The sequence below is a fragment of the Enterococcus sp. ARL09-542 genome, assembly GCF_005234805.1.
Classification (GTDB): Bacteria; Bacillota; Bacilli; order Lactobacillales; family Enterococcaceae; genus Enterococcus_D; species Enterococcus_D gallinarum.
Genome location: NZ_QPQX01000010.1, coordinates 39,331 through 57,928, shown reverse-complemented (window position 1 = coordinate 57,928; position 18,598 = coordinate 39,331). Strand labels below are relative to the sequence as shown.

Here is an 18,598-nt window from a genome sequence, read left to right as displayed (position 1 = left end):
TCTATTGGATCACTAAATCCGTCACATAAACATCCTTGGCGATTTCTGATCCGTATTCCTGATTAATTGTTTCTTTCAATGCTTTTTTTAAATTCGGTACACTTTCGGCGGAGCTCAAAATACCGCTGGCCTTTTGTTGGCGCAATAAGTTTACGACGCTGTCACGAATGACGGCCACATTTTTCGTAGCTTCCGCGCTTTTTTCCTCATCGGCGACTAAAATCGATAAATTGACCTTCATGTATTGCTGCTCTTGGTTGTCTTCTTTTGCCAGATTGACTAAAAATTCATCCAGTGCCACGATCGCTTCGTCTGAGGAGATTTTGCTGCTGTCTTTTGCTGTTTCAGCAGCTGCTGTTTTTTCCCCCGTCAAAAAGTGATTCGTCACTAAGGTACCGCCGATACTGCCGCCGACTACCACAATCAAAAGGATCGGCAGTAAAACAACCATACTCAAGCCTTTTTTCTCTTTTTCTGCTTTTGGTGCTTTTTCTTCTTTTGCCATCTTTCCCACCCTTACGTTTTCACTTGGTTCGAATGGATCACCATATGATACTCGATTACCCGCTGCGCAACTTCTTGCGCAGCTTCCGTCACCACTAAGGTTTTGCCGTCTGTCAGTGTAATCAATGTATCCGGCATTTCTTCGATCCGATAAATCAATGTTGGATTTAAATAGAATGGCTTGCCATTCAATGCTGTCACTAGAATCATGGTCAAACTCCTCTCAATGATGAAGCGTCACGTTCTTAACGTTTTAGATTCAATAATTCTTGCAGCATTTCATCAGAAGTCGTAATACTTCTTGAATTTGCTTGATAGGCACGGCTAGCAATGATCATTTCGGTAAATTCTGTCGAAAGATCGACATTCGACATTTCCAAGGCACCCGCCTGTAGCGTTCCTGCTCCGTTGTTGCCAGGGCCTGCGACGATTGGATTCCCTGAGTTGCTAGTTTGGACATAGTTGTTGCCGCCGACTTTTTCTAAGCCTTCTGGGTTATTAAAGGTTGCGACACCAACTTTCCCCATCACAAAGGTTTGATTGCCGTATTTTGCCAACACTAAGCCATTGGCATCGATTGCCATGGAGTTATAGGTCAAGGTTTCCCCATTGACGGTCAGTGTACTTGGAATTGATAAGGGAGATACCGTTTCTTGTCCGCTCAATGCTGTGTTTTCATCAAAGTTGTCATCATAGACAACCGGTTGACCGCCGGTGACTGAACGACCTAAGACTTGCATCCCATCACTATTGGTCAAGGTTCCGTTGCTGTCACGAACGAATGCGCCATCTCGTGTGTAATAGGTTTCGCCATTTGCTCCTGGTCCTTGTACCATAAAGTAGCCCTGTCCGCTGATATAAAAATCCATGCTGCGGCCAGTCGATTGCGGGGCACCGACTGTATTGATGGTATCGATGGAGCCCGTCTGAACCCCTAAACCGATCTGCGTTGCGTTGATTCCACCTAACCCGTTGCCTGGCGCAGTTGCGTTTGACATCGTTTGGCTCATCATGTCTTGGAAAAGTACACGACTTGACTTGAACCCAACCGTATTGACGTTGGCGATATTATTGGAAACCACGTCCATTTTCGTTTGAAGATTTTTCATTCCACTGACACCTGAATATAATGATCGTAACATGCTTGTTTTCCTCCTTATGGTTGGCGTATTTTCCTCTGTCGTTCAGAAAATACTTGCAGCCCCTTTTCAGTCCAGCTGCTATTTGATAAATGTGGCGCTGTCAATATTGGTGACTGTGTGAAGTTCATTCATCCCCATCGCCGTAATGATGGTTCGTGAATGGACATCGGCGATCAAGCCCATATCTTTGTAAACGAGCAGTGATTCTTTGCTGCCTTTTTCCGCTAGCTCACTAAGCGCCGTTGAAAGGGATTGATAATCATCATCTTGTAAGGTCAATTCCCTTGCAGTCAAACGCTTTTGCGCATGATTCGAGACTTTGATGTCGTTTTGTTTTTGTTCAAGTATTGAAGAAAAGGCTTGTTTGTCCACGACTTTGCGGGGATTTTGATAAGGCTCCCCGGCAACTTTTTGCAGCCCCTGTTGAATCGTCAAACTCATTTTGCTTCGCCACCAATCTCTTGGATCGCACTCATACTGTATTCTTTGCCATTTACGACGATCGTGGCGTAGCCATTGGCAAAGCGGACCTTTTCGATGGTTCCTGACAATGTTTCTGTGCCGTCCATCAGGGTGACTTGTTTATTGATCAAGCTAAAAGCTTGCTGCTGTTGCTGTAAAATCACCGAGGTCGTCAACGTTTCGCTCAATTCATTCAAGCTCTCTAAGGTCGTAAATTGAACCAGTTGCGAGATATAGTCGGTGCTACCACCACCAGAAGAATCGCTGCCTCCCATCGATGGGTTGCTCATAGATGCTGCTAAGATCTTCAAAAAATCATCCATGGAGATATCTGAAGATTTTTTTGTTTGCGTTAATGCCGATGTATTGGCAATACCGGCCGCAGCTGCTGTAATTTCATCTGCCATAGTTCTCCTCCTTTACACTAAAATACTGATCGCATGATCGATCGGTGCTAATTGCTGCTCTTCTTCAGCCGTATTGCTTTGATGAAACGGCTTTTTGCTTTGTCCTTTTTGAGCCTGTAAAAAACGCTGTTGGCTTAACTGACTGTCACTTGCCATCATACTGCCGGCAAAGGATTGATTTGACAGCGGACCAGCCTGCTGGACAGAAGCTAACGTAGGTTCTTTGATCACTAGGATCGGCTGCTCTTGCTTTTGCAAAACTTGCTCTAGCTCATGCTTGATGGACAGCAATAATTCTTTGGCTTGCGGCTGCTGAACAGTCAGTTCTAAGCGACTGCCTTGGGCATTCGTTTCTAGAGAAAGCTGGATCGTGCCTAATTTCTCAGGAACGAATTGCAGCGTGATTTTTTTCTCGCTTGCCGTGCTGCTCGTTTGGACGAGTTGGGCAGCCGCTTTTGCTAAGGGTAGGACCGCTTGTTCCATATTCGCTTTTGTTGGTGTGGGTCCTTGCTTGGTCAAAAGGGGAGAAACATCAAGCAGTTGCAGCGCTGGTGCCACCATTTCATTGTCAGTTGCTGTTGAAGAAGCAATGGCTTGTGCAGAAACAGCTTCCGCTTTTTTGGCGACTGTTTCATTCGTGCTTTGCAAGGTACTAGTCGTATCCGTCGCTTGGTGGGTCACTGGCGACGCTTGATCCAATGGTCCCCTTTGGCCCAATTGAGCGGTCCCTTCGGTGGACTGTTTCAGCTGTGCTTCTGTCGTCTCCGCAATCGCAGTTTTTGTTACTGAATCGATTTCCTTGATTTCCTTGAAAGGAGCGATCCCTTTTGCCGTGGACTGCTCTTCGCCTACTAAGTCTTCTGGCAAAGGCGTTTCAAGCGTTGTTGCTGCGGCTTCACTTCTGTCATTTGTCATCAAATCTAGACCTTCAAGCGTAGACTCGGAGGGGTTGATGACTGTGGTGGCTACGTCTATTGGTGCTAAAGCTGCTGAAACACTGTCGGGAGAAGCTGCTGTGCCGGCGCTCGTTTGGTTCTGCTCCGCCGTTACCATCGATGCCTGTGGCGCTTCATGAACCAAGTCTGCAAAAGGTGCCTGGCTGATCTGGCTCATTCCTGGCGCTTGTGTCGTTGCAAGCTGTTCGGGTGCTGAAGTGATTTCTGGCTCCTGCGGCAGATGTTCCATACTGCTGGCAACCCACATTTCTGGTGCAACGGCGTTTTGCTCCGTCATACCTGATGTTTCAAAGGGTGCTGACAGATTGCTTGCGGTCTGTTCCGTCAGCTGTTGCATCAGCAAACTGAAGGCTTCTGGTGACGCCTCCGTCTTTTTTGATTTGCTGCCGACAGGTACAGGGGATACGGCACTTGTTGTGATCTCTTTCATTGTTCACCTCCTCTCAGCTGATGCTTTGAAACCAAGGTCGTCTTATCACTAAAACCATTAGTTCTTTAAGAAAATAAGGCGCGATTGCCGAACTCATCCAATTGCTTTTGCTCTTCCAATTGCTCTTCATAGATGTATTCAGCAAATTGTTTTTCTCGCAGCTTTTCCACGATCTTGCGTTCCTGCTGCGCTTCTACCACCACCGATAACGACTCTGCCAATTCTTGCTTCACGTGAAACATTTTGTTTTGAACCTCATCGATGGTGGCATTCAACGCAAGCAAATAACGTTGCTGCACTTGCATCCGCCCAATGGTCATCTCATTGACATCAAAAAGCTGGGCTTTTTCCTGTGTCAGCGTATTCAGGCGCTGTTCTTGCTGAATCAATAGTTGTTGTTTTTGGGCGTAAGTTCGTTTGGCTTCTTGCTCAATAGTTTTTCGATGATCCAATACTTTTTCTAAGGAAAAGTGAAATGCTTGCATAGCTGCTCCTTTATGATCTCTTTTACATAGTTGAACGCTGGCGCTCGATCAGCGCTTCTTCACTGAACAAATGCGCCAGTTCAAAAATCGTTTGTTCAAATGGGATCCGCTCATCCACTTTTTGCTGTAAAAACCGTAGGATGGGGTGATGCAGCGCGATCGCTTGGTCGGTCAACGCATTACTGCCGCTTTTGTAGGCACCGATATCGATCAAATCCTTGGCTTCTGCATAAACGGCCATGTTTTCTTTTAGTTCCCCCGCATGTTTATGCTGCTTCTCAGAAACGAGGGTCTTCATCAAGCGGCTGAGGCTATTTTGAATATCGATGGCAGGATAATGATTTTGAGCGGCGATTTTTCGGGACAACAGAATATGTCCGTCAAGAATCCCCCGAACCGCATCAGCGATCGGTTCATTCATGTCATCACCTTCTACCAAGACGGTATAAAAAGCAGTGATCGAGCCTTTGTCCGACATCCCACTGCGTTCTAACAACTTCGGTAAAGCTGTAAACACAGAAGGGGTATAGCCTTTGGTCGTCGGCGGCTCGCCTGTCGATAGACCGATCTCCCGCTGTGCCATCGCAAAACGCGTCACCGAGTCCATCATCAATACGACTTTCTTGCCTTGATCGCGGTAATACTCAGCGATCGCCGTTGCTACATGAGCCCCTTTTAGTCGTACGAGGGGCGGCATATCGGAGGTAGCACAGACAACGACCGACTTGCGGTAGCCTTCTGGGCCTAGATCATTTTCAATAAATTCTTTGACTTCTCTTCCTCGCTCGCCGATCAAGCCGATCACGATGACATCGGCTTCGCAATAACGAGCCAGCATCCCCAATAAGGTACTCTTACCGACCCCGCTGCCGGCAAAAATGCCGATCCGTTGGCCAAGGCCAACAGTCAAGAGACCATCGATCGCCCGGACACCTGTCGGCATGATCTCAGCGATTTTTTGACGACGAAAGGGGTCAGGAGAATCTTGACTAACTGGATATTCTGGCGCACTTTCCAGATCCAGCGCCATATCTAACGGTCGTCCTAGTCCATCTAAGGTGTGCCCTAGCAGCGTATCATCGATTTTTACCGTCAATGATTTGCCAGTTGGCCGCACCAAACAGCCGGGTCCGATGCCTTCTAGCTGATCAAGGGGCATCAGGAGCACGGTTTTTTTCACAAAGCCCACGACTTCGGCTAAAGCTGTATGTGTCTTGTTTTGCAGTGCGACTTCACAGATTTCTCCTATGAAAACCGCCAACCCTTCGACTTTGATCAGCAGACCTACGACTTCGCTGACTTTGCCGTAGGTGGTAAAAAACGGCTGTGATTGCGCCGTTTTGCGCATCTCTGTGATCGGTAATTCAAACGTCATTCCTTCACACTGCTTTCTAGAAATTGGCTCAAAAAGCGATCGATTTCTTTCCTCAGTTCAAAAACCACCAAGGCATTTTCAGTTTCGATACAAAAATCGTGTTCCGCCAAGCTGTCATCTGCCATGAGTAAATAGCGAAACCCGCTGATCGCCTGCTTTTTGGTTTCCATCAATTCTCGCAACGCTGCAAGATGCTGCTCTTGGCTGCGAACAGTCACAAATTGATCGGGTTGTTCAAATTGCCATAGCACAGACTCCACAAAAGGCAGGAAGCCTGCTTGCTCGTCTGTAAAACGTTGATTGATTAAGGCTTCGGCGATTGCCGTGCCGTAAGCGATCATTTCTTGCTTTTTTTCTGAGCGAAAGGTGTTGATCTCAGAAACGGCTTCAGCGACATTGGCTTGGGCTTGTGACATCAATGCTTGCGCGGCTTCTTTGCTGGCATTGAGTCCTTCTTGATAGCCTTGTTGAAAGCCGTCTGCTTGTCCTGCTTGAAAGCCTTCCGCTCTCGCTTCTGCTAGAATTTGCGCTGCTTGTGCTTGTGCATCGGTCAAAATCTGCTGCTTCAAGGCTTCCATTTGCTGCAAATGCCGTTCCTGCTCCAACTGGCGTGCACGTCTAGCCGCTTGCAGTTCTGGGTCTAAGCTTGCTTTCTCAATCGGCACTTTGATGGTCGTATCCGTCAAAATACTGCGAGCAGCTTCGGTCGTTTTGACCGCCTGCTGCTTCAATAAACTGCTATTTGACCACTGCATCTTGGTCGCCCCTTCCGATGTAGATCTCACCGGTTTCATCTAGCCGTCGAATTACAGCCACCACACTTTGTTGGGCTTCTTCTACAGCAGACAAGCGGGTAGGACCCATAAATTGAATTTCTTCTTGTAGATTTTCCACCGCCCGTGATGAGAGGTTGGAGAAAATAAAGTTCTTGATGTCATCGGTCGTGCCTTTAAGCGCTAAGACTAAGACATCGTTTTGAACATCTCGTAAGACTTTTTGAACATCCAAGCGTTCGAGGGTCACGATATCCTCGAAAGTAAACAAGCTGGATTTCACTTCGTTGGATAGTTCTGGTTGCCGCTTTTCTAAGTCGTTCAAAATGTTCTTTTCGGTGCTGCGGCTGACTGAGTTCAAGATTTCTACCAGTGTGTGCACACCACCGACATTTTCCGTATCGTTCTCAATGTAATTCGAGAATTTGTTCTCGATCACTTTTTCGATCCGTTCGATCACCAAAGGCGACGTACTGGAGATCGTCCCGATCCGTTCAGCGATCTCCACTTGCAAATGATCAGGAAACTGCGACAAGACGCTGGCCGCTTTGTCCGGCTGCATGTAGCATAAAATCAACGCTACTGTTTGTGGATGTTCACCGATCAACAGATTGGTCAACTGTTGAACATCGGCTTTGCGAGCGATATTAAAGGGCCGTTCCCGCAGCTGAATCTGAGTCAATACGTCAATGACTTCTTTGGCTTTTTGAGGGCCTAATGCTTGGTTCAGCAAATTTTTGGCATAATCGATCCCGCCGTCTAAGACATATTTGCGGGCCGTTGCGGTATGAGAAAATTCCTCCAACACTTGATCCCGCTCTTCGGGACTGACAAAGTCGATGTTGGCGATCTCATAGCTCACTTTTTGTATAAATGATTCTGGCAGCAGCTTCATGATCCTTGCAGAGGTATCTGATCCTAGAGAGATCAGAAGAATCGCTGCTTTTTTTACCCCATCTATTGTATCCATGGCTGCCCCCTTATTTTTCTTTCATCCAAGCTTTGATTAATTCCGCCGCTACTTCAGGATTGCTTTCGGCATAATTTCTAGCCGTTTGATCCAATGTTGGTTCTCCTGAATGTTCTGCTGCGGTTTCTTGTGTGGATGCTTCTGGCGCCGCTGGTTTCGTTTCAGCAGACCGATTGCCGACACCACCAAAAACGACTTCTTGTGCAACTGTCGGACTTGCTCCAGTGCTAACTGCGGACGGTTGTGCAAAAGTGACCATTTCCTCCGTCACATCGACTTCCAGCTCGTCTTCTTTACGACGACGTCGGATCACGCCAACGATCATTAAGATCACTAAGAACAAGGTCAACACGATGCCGCCGATGATGGCATACTTGAGATAACCTTTGGCAGCTGCAATCGGTTCATTCCCTTGCGGATCAGCGGCTGGATCAACCTCTGCTTGGGCAAAGTCAAATCCTTGGATCGCGATTTGATCACCACGGTCATTGTCATAGCCGACAGCACTAGCAATCAACTGCTGCAATTCTGCTTGATCCGCTTGCGAAAGGTTCGCATTGATCACGATCGAGCTGGTCATTCGTTCGATCATGCCAGGGGCCGTAATGGTCGTGGTGGTCTCGGTATCCAATTCGTTTTCAACGGAACGGCTGTAGGAATTGTTTCCCTCTCCATCTGTGCCCGTCACATTGGAGACATTGTCATCCACCGTGCCTGTTTGGGCTTCTTGGACGGTCCCTTGCGAACCAGCAGCCTGCACTGTCTCACTCTTGATCTCTGGGTCATCATAAGTGACTTTCTTTCGCTCGATCGAATCAAAATTCAAGTCTAAATTGATCGACACTTGGAATTTGTCTGCACCATAGATCGGTGTCAGCAACTTCGCTACTTTTTCTTCTAGCGTTTTTTCATAGGAATCTTTGATGGCAATGTATTTATTGTTCAGGCCACTTAATTGACTGGCTTCATCTTCGGTTCTAGTCAAGGTATTGCCCGCGCTATCAACGACTTTTACATTTTCTGGCTTCAGCTTTTCCACTGCGCCGGAAGTCAAGGTAACGATCCCTTGCACGGACTCGTCTGAGATCTGCTGATTTTTCAAGGTCAACACGATGGAGGCGGTTGGCGCACTTTCCTCAGAAGAAAAGACACTTTCTTCTGGCATCACGAGTAAAACTTTGGCGGATTTGACTGCATCGATCGACTCGATCGCTCGCTGTAGTTCGCCCGTTACTGCCCGCTGATACATGATTTTGCGGTCTTCGTCCGTTGTCATCATGTTGGCATCATCAAATAATTCAAAGCCTGTACTGGTATTTGGTAACTTATTGTCCACGGCAAGATTGATGCGGTATTCATCGACTTGGTCCTTATCGATCAAAATCGTCGTTCCATTGTCAGCTAATTTGTAGGCGATCTGCTGTTCCTCCAAATCCTTGCTGATCGTTCCCGCATCGGCATCGCTCAGATCCGTAAACAAGATACCGTATTCAATTCGCGTATTTAAATAATAAACAGCTGCTGTGATTCCGAGAACGCTGATAACGGAAAGAACAACGATCATTTTCTTTAAAGAGCTTTGCATTTGCCAACGGTCTTTGAGTTGTTCTGTCCATTCTTTCACTTTATCCATCATTTATCCTTATTCCCTCACCCACTGCTAAAACTGCATATTTTTCACGTCATTGTAAGCTTCTAAACACTTGTTTCTTACTTGAACGGCTGTTTGTAGCGCCAGTTGCGCCTCCGTCATACGAATCATCACATTGCCTAGATCGCTTTCATCGCCGGTGATCAAATTTACAGTATCTTGATCCATGACCGTCGTTTTTTGATTCAACTGATCGACCGCATGGGTCAAGTAGGAAGAAAACTGATTTTCCTTGGCGCCTGCAACACTGGTCTCGTTTGAAGCAGCCCCCGTGCCTAGTGTCCGCAAAACGTTTTGGTAGTCTGTTAATCCTGTCGTTAAAAGTCCATCCATTTTCTCGTTACCCCTTTGATATTTCTAATGCTTTTTTCAAGATCGTTTTATTCATTTCTGATGCAGAAACATTGGCTTCGTACGTTCGAACCGCTTGCAACATTGCCACCATTTCATCGGCAATATCCACATTTGATTGACCGACATATCCCTCATCGTTGGCAGCGGGATTGGTAGGATCATAGGTCAGCTTTTCTGTCTCATCGGCAGCGATCCCCGTCACTTTGACACCATATGTAGCCGGTGTTCCTTCGCGACTATTTTTTAAATTTTCTGAAAAAAGAATACTCTTTTTTTGATAAGCAGCTGTTGTTTGTGTTTGATTCGTATTTACATTTGCGATATTGCTGGAGATCGTATCTAGTTTTAACCGTTCCAATGCTAGACCGCTCGCATTGATCGTTAGTCCGTTAAACATACCCATTTGTTTTTCCTGCGCTTTCTATCAATTACTCAATACAAGGTTCATCATTTGCAAGCGTCCGTTGACTTGTGCGGTCAATGCACTGTAATATAACCCATTGGCTGCTTGATCCAACATCTCCACTTCAAGATCCACGTTATTGCCGTTGTCTTTGATGCTGGTAGTTGCATTTTCAGTGATTTTCGGTTTTACTTGAGAAACTGACGCTTCTGTTGCAGCGTCCGTCCCTGATGAAGCGAGTGCCTGCTTTAATTCGCCTTCAAACACGATGCGTTTTGCTTTGTACCCATCCGTGTTGACATTGGCGATATTAGACGAAATCAATTCTGCGCGTTGTGCAGAAACGTTCATGGCTGTTTTTAATAAATTATAGGTATCCAACAGTAATTGCTCCTTCCATATTCTGTACCAAATGCTTTTTTTATGGGCCAGAGAAAAATATATTTATTTTTTTCAATATTTTTTTATATTATAGATTAAAAAAACAAGAACACGTGATGTCATTATATTAGAATTGCTTTTATTTTACAATTTGATTTTACAACTTTACAGATATGTCAGTTAAGTTACAATCATGTTATGTTATTTATTAAATTAGGTTTCATCACAAACTGATCAGCAAATTTAAAAAGAAGTCTCTCTCGATTAAACGCTTTATATGGCTATCTTTAGTTTTCTATAAAAGGATGCATTTTGATAAAAAAACGTTCATTATGTATATAAATGATTAACTTTTTTTTTACTGAACGCCTGTATAAATGGTAAAAAAACGAGACATACTTCACCAAAAAAACGATACCATCTGAAAATTTCCACAGGATATACAAACTATACCATTCATAAAAAAGCTTGGACTTTTTATCCAAAAAAACAAAAATTAAAAGAATCAGTAATTTTATCTCAGTTATTTTTAGGATTATTTTTTTTGCTATTAAGAATAATTTTAATTCACCGATAAAAATAGAAAAGGGTTAAAACCCGGAATAAAGAATTTGGGAGGACGCAACAAATGGATTTTTTCTTGCTGATCGGTATTATTTTAGGATTGATATCTGTGGTGGTTGGAATGATTGTAAAAGGGGCCAATGTGGCTGTCCTAATCAACCCCGCAGCCGCAATCATTATTTTCGTCGGTGTGATCGCAGCCGTTATCAATTCATTTCCCAGCAGTGATATCAAAAAAATCCCGAAAATCTTCGGCGTTCTGCTGAAAAATAAAGAATACGACTTAAAAACAACGATCAATACGATTGTTGAATTGGCCAACCAAGCACGTCGTGATGGTTTATTATCTCTTGAAGGCGCCATCCAAAACTTGGAAGATCCATTTTTAAGAAAAGGTTTAGAAATGGTGGTTGATGGCATTGCTGCCGAACAGATACAAGAAATCATGGAGAATGAGATCTATGGGATAGAAGAACGCCATCGTATTGGCTCGTCTATCTTCAAAACCGCTGGAACTAGCTCTCCAACTTTAGGGGTCTTGGGTGCCGTGATCGGGCTGATTGGGGCGCTAGGCAATCTAGAAGATGTAGAAGCTTTAGGACACATGATCTCAGCTGCCTTCGTGGCAACTCTTTATGGTATTTTCTTCGGTTATGTTCTGTTCATTCCCTTTAGCTCAAGGCTATCCTTGAAATCTGAGCAAGAAGTCCAAATGATGTCGATCATCGTTGAAGGGGTCTTAGCAATCCAAGCCGGACAATCGCCAAAAAGCATTGAGAAGAAATTATATAGCTTGATCGATCCTAAAAAACGGGAAGAACAATTATAAAGGATGAACCGATATGAAGCGAAAAAAGAAACATGAAGAACACGTAGACGAAGCGTGGCTTTTGCCTTACTCAGATATGTTGACCTTACTGCTGGCTTTATTCATTGTCATGTTTGCTATGGCGAAAGTCGATGATGAGAAATTTCAAGAAATCAGAAGTGAATTTGGCACCATCCTTTCTAGTCACCATAGCAGCTCCTCTGTGATCGGATCCGTGATCGATATGGGGGAGACTAATACGGGAAAAAAAGCACCCACATCTACGGAAGCACAAGCACAGGAAGCCTCTGTACGGACTCAACTGGAAAATCAACAATTGCAAAAAATCAGCGATCAGCTATCACAAGAATTAGCTTCTTCAGGCCTAAAAGATCAAACAGAAGTTCGCTTAGAATCTGATGGGCTCCATATCACTTTGGCTAGCAGTATCCTGTTTACATCGGGCAGTGCTGAGATCACAGCCACCACTCGGCAGTCACTGGATTTGCTCTCTGACTCACTGAAAAAACTAAAAACCAACAAAATAGTGATTGCAGGTCATACCGATAACGTACCGGAAAAAGGCAATGGCCGATACCAATCCAACTGGGATCTCAGTTCGGCCCGTGCCATTAACGTTATGGAGTATTTCATCAGTAAAGGGGCCGTCTTAGAAAAGAATGCCGCAATTCAAGCCTTTGCTGATACGGAACCCAAAGCTGATAATAACACCCCGCAAGGCCGCTCGGAAAATCGTCGTGTAGAGATGATCATCCAGCGGACAGAAATGGCTCACTAACCAGCAATAATTGTTTATAAACATCTTCATGAAAAGCCAAGACTGCTGACATCAGTCTTGGCTTTTTTTGTAGCATCTTCTTTGATAGTAAAAAAACATTCGCCAGCTATGCTTTCGAATAGCTGATGAATGTTTTCTTCTTGTTCTATTTTTCCACTTCAAATCGATTAGTCAATCGCTTCAATTCTTCCGCGATGTCTCTTAGGTCTGCCACATGGTTGGTGAATTCATCCATGGTAGCTAAAACTTCTTCCGCGTTTGCGGAAACCTCTTGTGTACCAGCGGCATTTTCTTCCGTTGATGCAGAAATATTTTCTAAGTTTTCCAACACACTATTTTGAATGTTTTCAATACGTGCACTTGCTTCTTCAATATGATGAATACCTTCAATCATATAACTGCTGCGTTGAAATACTTCTTTTGAAGACGAAATTGCTTCTTTAATTAAGTTGGTTTGTCGTACGCCACCTTTTACAGAAGCTGACGTCTGTTTGACCATTTGACTAGATTGCTCACGAATTTCTTCAATAATCGCTTCGATTTCTTTGGTAGAAGCTTTACTTTGCTCCGCCAATTTACGGATTTCAGCAGCAACAACTGCAAACCCTTTACCGGACTCTCCCGCGCTGGCTGCCTCAATTGAAGCATTCAAAGCTAACAAGTTTGTTTGGTAAGAAATATCGTTGATGACCCCAATGATTGAATTGATGTTTTGGATACTATCATTCATTCCCGTCATGTTTGACATTAAGCGTTCCATCTGTGCCAATTCTTGACGCCAGCTGTCATCGACTTGATCCATGATCGTTAAGTTTTCTTGATTAATCTTCGTGGATTCTTGCGACTTGCTGCTCATTCCGCCAACGTTATCTCGTAATTCTTTAATTACTTGCGTAAGATTTTGCATTTGCGACACACTATATTCTGTTTCCTGAGCTTGTGCACCGGTAACTTCTGCAATACCCGTGATGGTTTGAGAGACTTCTTCTGTCGCAATATTGGTTTGTTTTGAAAGTTCCAATAAAGAATCGGACATTTCTGCGACACTACTACTTTCTTTTTGCACTTTTTGGATCAATGCGCCAGTGCCTTCGATCATCACATTATAATTGTCTGCCATTTGCTGAATCTCATTCCCAGTTTTATCTGGATAAACGACTCGACGGGCTAACTGGTCCCAAGTCCATTTTTCGCCTTTAACTCTTTTAGACTGGCTCATCTTCTCTAGTTTGCCTTCACCGACTTTTCTAAAGTAGTGATTGAAACAATCGATGATCGCTGCTACTATTTTAATGGCCGCATAGGAAACAAGTCCTACAAATAGCAACATCAGGATTGTGACGATGATCGTCGTGCGGACTAACGCTCCTAACTCTTTATCTAAATCACTGGCTTTGACTTCGGAATAAGCCCAAACATTGGAATCAGCAGATTTGTCGTACAACACATCGTTGACTTTATTTGAGTCGCCCAAACCGACCTTACCATTAGGATCTTTTGCTTCTTTGATCTTTTGGAATACTTCTTCTTCTTTGATATTCTTACCGATTTGTTTCGTGTTCTTTGAAGTGACAATGATCCCAGATTCTGAAACTAATGTAATATTTCCTGTTCGTCCAACGGTAAAGTCAGACAAAATGTCTTGAATGCTTTCATATGAAACATCTACACTCAAAACCCCTACTTGATTATGGGAATTCTTAATCATAATGGAGGCTGATGTCACAAATTGGTTCGTTACCGTATCCAAATATGGGTCTGTCCAATATACTTCTCCTTCGGCTTTAACGGCCCCCTTGTACCAAGGACGAGTCGTTGGTTTGTAATCATCTGGCAAAGGGTTGAAGGTCACATACTCATCATCTTCCGTTCCAAATGTCACTTCTAGAAAGCTATTGGTTCCAGCAATTGCTAAAGAAAGATCTGAGCGGATACGTGCCATACTAAATTCTGTTTTCATGGATGGCAGTTCAGCCATTGACTTCAATTTTCTTTCCGTCGATTGACGTAAGCTTTTTTCTTCCGCCAAAATCAAATTAACGGCACTTTCTTTATTCAAATCATTTCGTTGAATCAATAAATCCTTTGTGGTCAAATAAGAACTTGTCAGCATGACAATGATCGGGATCCCCGCAACCAAAATCAAGGTGACCATCACATAAATTCCTATCGTTTTTTTCCTTTTTTTCACAAATGTGCCACTCCTTCATTTACAATTTCACACTATCCAATGAAGACTCGTCTGAAGACGACCCTCAGTAAAGATAATCGGTCATTTCACCGAACTATTAAGAGCGTTCATTAGTAGAAAATGCAGCCATTGCTTTTCCACCATACAAATAACACTGAACCGAAATCGTCCTGTAGGAGAAACCACTCAAAACAATAGCTAAAAACCTTGTAGAATCGACTAAAAAACCATACGGTGATACCGCATGGTTTAGTTAAACGAGCACAATAAGAATTTCCATAGAATCAAAAAACAACGATATATTTTTTCAACAGCCAAAGGTGGGCTTTTAGAACGATAGTAATAGACTCTTTTAGAAAACCGGTATACTGAAGATCAAATTACTTGAGAATGTTCGAGCTATTCATAAATTAACAGTTTAGAAAAACAGACAATTCGTTGATAATGACCGCATGTTAACAACTTCATTGCAGACTCCACTCAAGTAGCAATATAGATGGTCAGAGTATAAGCAATTATGATGCAGACTGAGCAATTGCTAACCATGCCGCTGGAATCCGATATGGAGAGCATGAAACATAATCAACACCAATAGCCCGCAAGAATGCAATAGATTGTGGATCACCGCCTACTTCACCGCAAACACCAATCGCTTTTCCCTTCGTTTGCTGACGAATCGAAGCCACCGCTTGTTCCATTAGTTGTCCTACTCCCGATTTATCAAGATGTTGATACGGATCCTCAGACAGGATTCCTTTATCTAAATAGCGTTGAATAAAACCAGCAGCATCGTCCCGTGAAAATCCAAAAGTCATTTGCGTCAGGTCATTGGTCCCAAAACTGAAAAAATCAGCTAGCGGAGCTAATTCTTTTGTTAATAAACATGCTCTTGGTGTTTCTAGCATCATCCCAATCTTGAAAGGTACTTCTTTCTGATAGTGGGCAAAAATTTGCCGAATGTACGTTTCAAGACGTTCTCTCAAAACGCGCATTTCTTCCGGAATACTGATCAAAGGCAGCATAATCTCAGGATAAACAACACTTCCTGCTTCAAAAGCTTGTAGTGCCGCTTCGATAATTGCAGCTGTCTGCATCTCATAAATCTCAGGATAAGTAATTCCTAGACGGCTTCCTCGATGCCCCATCATCGGATTTACTTCTTGTAGATCATGGATTCGTTGCTTGATTTTTTCTAGAGAATAGCCGCTGCGCTTGGCCATTTCTTCATATTCTTGTGGTCGCGGTAAAAATTCATGCAACGGCGGATCCAACAAACGAATGACGCATTTCTGTTCTTTTGTCTGCAGTAATAACTCCTTGAAGTCATTTAACTGAAACGTTTTCAGCTGAGACAAAGCTACTTGTCTTTCTTCGGTCGTTTCAGCTAAAATCACTTGCCGCATCGGCCAGATTCGAGCTTCACCAAAAAACATATGCTCCGTTCGCGCTAGCCCGATACCTGCTGCTCCAAAAGAAGCTGCTGTCTTGATTTCTTCGATAGTTTCCGCATTTGCACGTACCACTAAGTCTGCTCTCTCTTTAGACCAGTCTAAAATCGTCTGCAGCAAACCAAAATCTTGCGAGGCAACCAGTGATAGCGCCCCTTGATACAGATTGCCTGTCGTCCCATCCACTGATAGATAGTCTCCTTCTTGAATGATTACTTCACCACATCGAGCTTGTTTCAAAAATGAATCGACAGCTAACTGATCACAACCTGCCACACAACATACTCCTAGTCCTCGGGCAACGACTGCCGCATGAGAAGTCATGCCGCCTCGAGAAGTCACGATGGCTTCACTAACGACCATCCCGTCAATGTCTTCCGGTGAAGTCTCTTGTCGCAATAATATGACTTTTTCTCCCGCTTGGTGTGCACTAACCGCTGCTTCTGCCGAAAAGTAAACACGACCTACCGCTGCACCGGGACTAGCAGGCAATCCTTGACCAAGAGGAGAAGCTTTCGCAAGAGATTCCGGAGAAAAGATAGGATGCAGCAACTGATCCAGCATGTCTGGTGTCAACCGATGCAGTGCTGTTTTCTTCGTGATCTTTCCTTCAGAAACTAGATCGATAGCAATCTGTACAGCTGCTTTGGCCGTCCGCTTCCCATTACGAGTCTGTAAAACAAATAATCGCCCTTCTTCAATGGTAAATTCGATATCTTGCATATCTTTGTAATGATTTTCCAGTAACTCGGCAATCGCCGAAAACTGCGCGTGGATTTCTGGTTGTGTTTTGGCTAAATCACTAATCGGTCTTGGCGTACGAACCCCCGCGACAACATCTTCTCCTTGTGCACAAGCGAGAAATTCACCAAATAATCCTCTGTGTCCTGTCGTCGGATCGCGAGTAAAAGTAACGCCAGTTCCACTTGCAGCACCACTATTGCCAAAAACCATTTCCTGAACAGTCACGGCTGTTCCTAGATCATGAGCAATTTTGTGGATTTTACGGTAAGTGATAGCCCGGGGATTATTCCACGAACGAAACACAGCTTGAACGGCTGATAATAATTGTTCCAGCGGATCTTGAGGGAATCGTTCTTGCGTATGTTCCATATAAATACTTTTGAAAACCTCGCAAATCTCTTGCCAGTCTGGAGCGACCATTGATTGGTCAGAAGGATATCCCTTTTTATGTTTATAGGTCGTTAAATAGGATTCAAAATGACTCTTATCGATCCCTTTAACAACATCCCCATACATTTGGATAAGGCGACGGTAGCAATCATAGGCAAATGTAGGATTCTTTGTATTCGCTGCCAGCGCCTGTACCGTTTGATCAGTTAACCCCAAGTTGAGAATCGTATCCATCATCCCCGGCATGGAATACTTTGCCCCACTGCGAACAGAAACCAGTAATGGCTGCTGGTTTCCGCCAAAAGACTTGTGGGTTCGTTCTTCCAATGTAGCTACTGCTCGAATAATTTCTTCTACCAACGGCTGTGTAAGTTGCTGGTTTTCTAAAAATTGTCGGCAAACATCTGTTGTAACAATAAATCCCGCAGGAACAGGCAACCCGATACTGGTCATTTCAGCTAAATTTGCTCCTTTCCCCCCTAGTAATTCTTTTTGATCTTTCGTACCTTCTGAGAACCAAACGATATTCTTCATTTTTTTCCGCCTTCCTAATGTGATATACTATTAAGCTTAAAACGAAGTATATAGCGTACACTATTGATTCGTCAAGAAGAAATTTTTAAGAAAAATTCGCGCCAAAATCCTTTATTGCATTTTCCACGCGGAAAATATATAATAAATAGCATATCACATTTATTTAAAGAAGGTGACACATTGGAATTGACAAAGCGACAACTTAAAATCATTGAAATCGTAAAAGACAATCAACCTATCAGTGGTGAAACCATCGCAAAAAAACTAGGATTCAGCCGTGCTACTTTGCGCAATGATCTCTCTATCCTGACAATGACTGGATTACTCGATGCCCGGCCCAAGGTCGGTTATTTTTATACCGGACAGACCGTAGAACCGCTGTTGTTTGATAAGCTATACCATGCAAAAGTAGCAGAGATTATGATCCCACCGTTAATGATTGAGCAATCCGTTTCGGTATATGATGCTGTGACAACCCTATTCATGTATGATGTCGGGTCTCTTTATGTGAAAAATGCAGAAGAGGAACTAATTGGTGTTCTATCCCGCAAAGACCTTCTGCGCTTCGCTATCAGCAATTCAGCAGCAGAAAAAACACCGGTGGCAATGATCATGACGCGAATGCCGAATATCGTCACGATTACTGCCGACCAAACTATTTTGACTGCAGGTACCTTATTAGCTAGGCATGAAATAGATACACTCCCTGTTGTTGATGCTGAGAATCCAAAAAAAGTCATTGGTAAAATAACCAAGTCTAAAATTATGAACTACTATATCCAAGCAGGCAATGCGATCGAAAACAATCAATTCTAAGGAGCGAAAAA

Annotated in this window: 19 protein-coding genes; 3 read left to right on the top strand and 16 right to left on the bottom strand. The window is 43.8% G+C overall.

The window, feature by feature from the left end; all coding sequences use genetic code 11:
* Position 1: 1 nt before the first annotated feature.
* The 14 genes from DVW06_RS11505 to flgB form a co-directional block, all read right to left on the bottom strand.
* Positions 2-505, bottom strand: coding sequence for a flagellar basal body-associated FliL family protein (locus tag DVW06_RS11505; RefSeq protein ID WP_005472968.1), 504 nt, complete (start codon positions 503-505; stop codon positions 2-4).
* A gap of 11 nt (positions 506-516) precedes the next feature.
* The gene (locus DVW06_RS11500) at positions 517-714 is read right to left on the bottom strand and encodes a flagellar FlbD family protein (RefSeq protein ID WP_003129058.1); all 198 of its coding nucleotides are present in this window, start codon (positions 712-714) and stop codon (positions 517-519) included.
* A 35-nt stretch (positions 715-749) separates the two neighbouring features.
* Complete coding sequence (locus DVW06_RS11495; RefSeq protein ID WP_021148972.1) at positions 750-1,646, bottom strand: flagellar hook-basal body complex protein; 897 nt, start codon at positions 1,644-1,646, stop codon at positions 750-752.
* A 78-nt stretch (positions 1,647-1,724) separates the two neighbouring features.
* Positions 1,725-2,087 carry a flagellar protein gene (locus tag DVW06_RS11490; protein ID WP_096711032.1) on the bottom strand — a complete coding sequence of 121 codons (363 nt, stop codon included), beginning with the start codon at positions 2,085-2,087 and terminating at the stop codon, positions 1,725-1,727.
* Positions 2,084-2,515 carry a flagellar hook capping FlgD N-terminal domain-containing protein gene (locus DVW06_RS11485; RefSeq protein WP_003129052.1) on the bottom strand — a complete coding sequence of 144 codons (432 nt, stop codon included), beginning with the start codon at positions 2,513-2,515 and terminating at the stop codon, positions 2,084-2,086. Before DVW06_RS11485 ends, DVW06_RS11490 begins: the two co-directional genes overlap by 4 nt.
* 12 nt (positions 2,516-2,527) lie before the next feature.
* Positions 2,528-3,901, bottom strand: a complete 1,374-nt coding sequence (locus DVW06_RS11480; RefSeq protein ID WP_137264685.1) for a flagellar hook-length control protein FliK — start codon at positions 3,899-3,901, stop codon at positions 2,528-2,530.
* Between the two features lie 65 nt (positions 3,902-3,966).
* Complete coding sequence (gene fliJ / locus DVW06_RS11475; RefSeq protein WP_003129048.1) at positions 3,967-4,386, bottom strand: flagellar export protein FliJ; 420 nt, start codon at positions 4,384-4,386, stop codon at positions 3,967-3,969.
* Positions 4,387-4,408: 22 nt separating this feature from the next.
* Positions 4,409-5,761: a flagellar protein export ATPase FliI gene (gene fliI / locus DVW06_RS11470; RefSeq protein ID WP_003129045.1), complete on the bottom strand. Its 1,353-nt coding sequence runs from the start codon at positions 5,759-5,761 to the stop codon at positions 4,409-4,411.
* Positions 5,758-6,516 carry a FliH/SctL family protein gene (locus DVW06_RS11465; RefSeq protein ID WP_005472971.1) on the bottom strand — a complete coding sequence of 253 codons (759 nt, stop codon included), beginning with the start codon at positions 6,514-6,516 and terminating at the stop codon, positions 5,758-5,760. The genes fliI and DVW06_RS11465 overlap by 4 nt, the downstream gene beginning before the upstream one ends.
* Entirely contained in the window at positions 6,500-7,504 is a 1,005-nt protein-coding gene (fliG, locus tag DVW06_RS11460; protein WP_137264684.1) for a flagellar motor switch protein FliG, read from the bottom strand. Before fliG ends, DVW06_RS11465 begins: the two co-directional genes overlap by 17 nt.
* 10 nt (positions 7,505-7,514) lie before the next feature.
* Positions 7,515-9,137, bottom strand: coding sequence for a flagellar basal-body MS-ring/collar protein FliF (gene fliF / locus DVW06_RS11455; protein ID WP_003129041.1), 1,623 nt, complete (start codon positions 9,135-9,137; stop codon positions 7,515-7,517).
* 27 nt (positions 9,138-9,164) lie between these two features.
* Positions 9,165-9,488 carry a flagellar hook-basal body complex protein FliE gene (gene fliE / locus DVW06_RS11450; protein WP_003129040.1) on the bottom strand — a complete coding sequence of 108 codons (324 nt, stop codon included), beginning with the start codon at positions 9,486-9,488 and terminating at the stop codon, positions 9,165-9,167.
* Between the two features lie 7 nt (positions 9,489-9,495).
* Positions 9,496-9,912 carry a flagellar basal body rod protein FlgC gene (flgC, locus tag DVW06_RS11445; protein WP_003129038.1) on the bottom strand — a complete coding sequence of 139 codons (417 nt, stop codon included), beginning with the start codon at positions 9,910-9,912 and terminating at the stop codon, positions 9,496-9,498.
* 21 nt (positions 9,913-9,933) lie between these two features.
* Positions 9,934-10,293, bottom strand: coding sequence for a flagellar basal body rod protein FlgB (gene flgB / locus DVW06_RS11440; RefSeq protein WP_165483313.1), 360 nt, complete (start codon positions 10,291-10,293; stop codon positions 9,934-9,936).
* 628 nt (positions 10,294-10,921) lie between these two features.
* On the opposite strand from flgB, the gene motA reads away from it, so the two are divergent.
* On the top strand, positions 10,922-11,686 hold the full coding sequence (gene motA, locus DVW06_RS11435; protein ID WP_003129033.1) for a flagellar motor stator protein MotA: 765 nt from the start codon (positions 10,922-10,924) through the stop codon (positions 11,684-11,686).
* A gap of 13 nt (positions 11,687-11,699) precedes the next feature.
* Positions 11,700-12,464, top strand: a complete 765-nt coding sequence (locus DVW06_RS11430; RefSeq protein ID WP_003129032.1) for an OmpA/MotB family protein — start codon at positions 11,700-11,702, stop codon at positions 12,462-12,464.
* Between the two features lie 145 nt (positions 12,465-12,609).
* Here the strand turns inward: DVW06_RS11430 and DVW06_RS11425 are convergent, their stop codons facing one another.
* A complete protein-coding gene (locus DVW06_RS11425; RefSeq protein ID WP_117474748.1) occupies positions 12,610-14,655 on the bottom strand; it encodes a methyl-accepting chemotaxis protein in 2,046 nt (681 codons plus the stop codon).
* A 515-nt stretch (positions 14,656-15,170) separates the two neighbouring features.
* The gene (gene ppdK, locus DVW06_RS11420; RefSeq protein WP_137264683.1) at positions 15,171-17,771 is read right to left on the bottom strand and encodes a pyruvate, phosphate dikinase; all 2,601 of its coding nucleotides are present in this window, start codon (positions 17,769-17,771) and stop codon (positions 15,171-15,173) included.
* Positions 17,772-17,951: 180 nt separating this feature from the next.
* Between ppdK and DVW06_RS11415 the strand changes: the two genes are divergently transcribed.
* Positions 17,952-18,587: a helix-turn-helix transcriptional regulator gene (locus DVW06_RS11415; protein ID WP_003129027.1), complete on the top strand. Its 636-nt coding sequence runs from the start codon at positions 17,952-17,954 to the stop codon at positions 18,585-18,587.
* Positions 18,588-18,598: the final 11 nt, after the last annotated feature.

Bases quoted from the DNA above. Each gene is read 5' to 3' on its own strand.
- DVW06_RS11505 (WP_005472968.1), bottom strand. From the start codon at position 505: ATGGCAAAAGAAGAAAAAGCACCAAAAGCAGAAAAAGAGAAAAAAGGC.
- DVW06_RS11500 (WP_003129058.1), bottom strand. From the start codon at position 714: ATGATTCTAGTGACAGCATTGAATGGCAAGCCATTCTATTTAAATCCA.
- DVW06_RS11495 (WP_021148972.1), bottom strand. From the start codon at position 1,646: ATGTTACGATCATTATATTCAGGTGTCAGTGGAATGAAAAATCTTCAA.
- DVW06_RS11490 (WP_096711032.1), bottom strand. From the start codon at position 2,087: ATGAGTTTGACGATTCAACAGGGGCTGCAAAAAGTTGCCGGGGAGCCT.
- DVW06_RS11485 (WP_003129052.1), bottom strand. From the start codon at position 2,515: ATGGCAGATGAAATTACAGCAGCTGCGGCCGGTATTGCCAATACATCG.
- DVW06_RS11480 (WP_137264685.1), bottom strand. From the start codon at position 3,901: ATGAAAGAGATCACAACAAGTGCCGTATCCCCTGTACCTGTCGGCAGC.
- fliJ (WP_003129048.1), bottom strand. From the start codon at position 4,386: ATGCAAGCATTTCACTTTTCCTTAGAAAAAGTATTGGATCATCGAAAA.
- fliI (WP_003129045.1), bottom strand. From the start codon at position 5,761: ATGACGTTTGAATTACCGATCACAGAGATGCGCAAAACGGCGCAATCA.
- DVW06_RS11465 (WP_005472971.1), bottom strand. From the start codon at position 6,516: ATGCAGTGGTCAAATAGCAGTTTATTGAAGCAGCAGGCGGTCAAAACG.
- fliG (WP_137264684.1), bottom strand. From the start codon at position 7,504: ATGGATACAATAGATGGGGTAAAAAAAGCAGCGATTCTTCTGATCTCT.
- fliF (WP_003129041.1), bottom strand. From the start codon at position 9,137: ATGGATAAAGTGAAAGAATGGACAGAACAACTCAAAGACCGTTGGCAA.
- fliE (WP_003129040.1), bottom strand. From the start codon at position 9,488: ATGGATGGACTTTTAACGACAGGATTAACAGACTACCAAAACGTTTTG.
- flgC (WP_003129038.1), bottom strand. From the start codon at position 9,912: ATGGGTATGTTTAACGGACTAACGATCAATGCGAGCGGTCTAGCATTG.
- motA (WP_003129033.1), top strand. From the start codon at position 10,922: ATGGATTTTTTCTTGCTGATCGGTATTATTTTAGGATTGATATCTGTG.
- DVW06_RS11430 (WP_003129032.1), top strand. From the start codon at position 11,700: ATGAAGCGAAAAAAGAAACATGAAGAACACGTAGACGAAGCGTGGCTT.
- ppdK (WP_137264683.1), bottom strand. From the start codon at position 17,771: ATGAAGAATATCGTTTGGTTCTCAGAAGGTACGAAAGATCAAAAAGAA.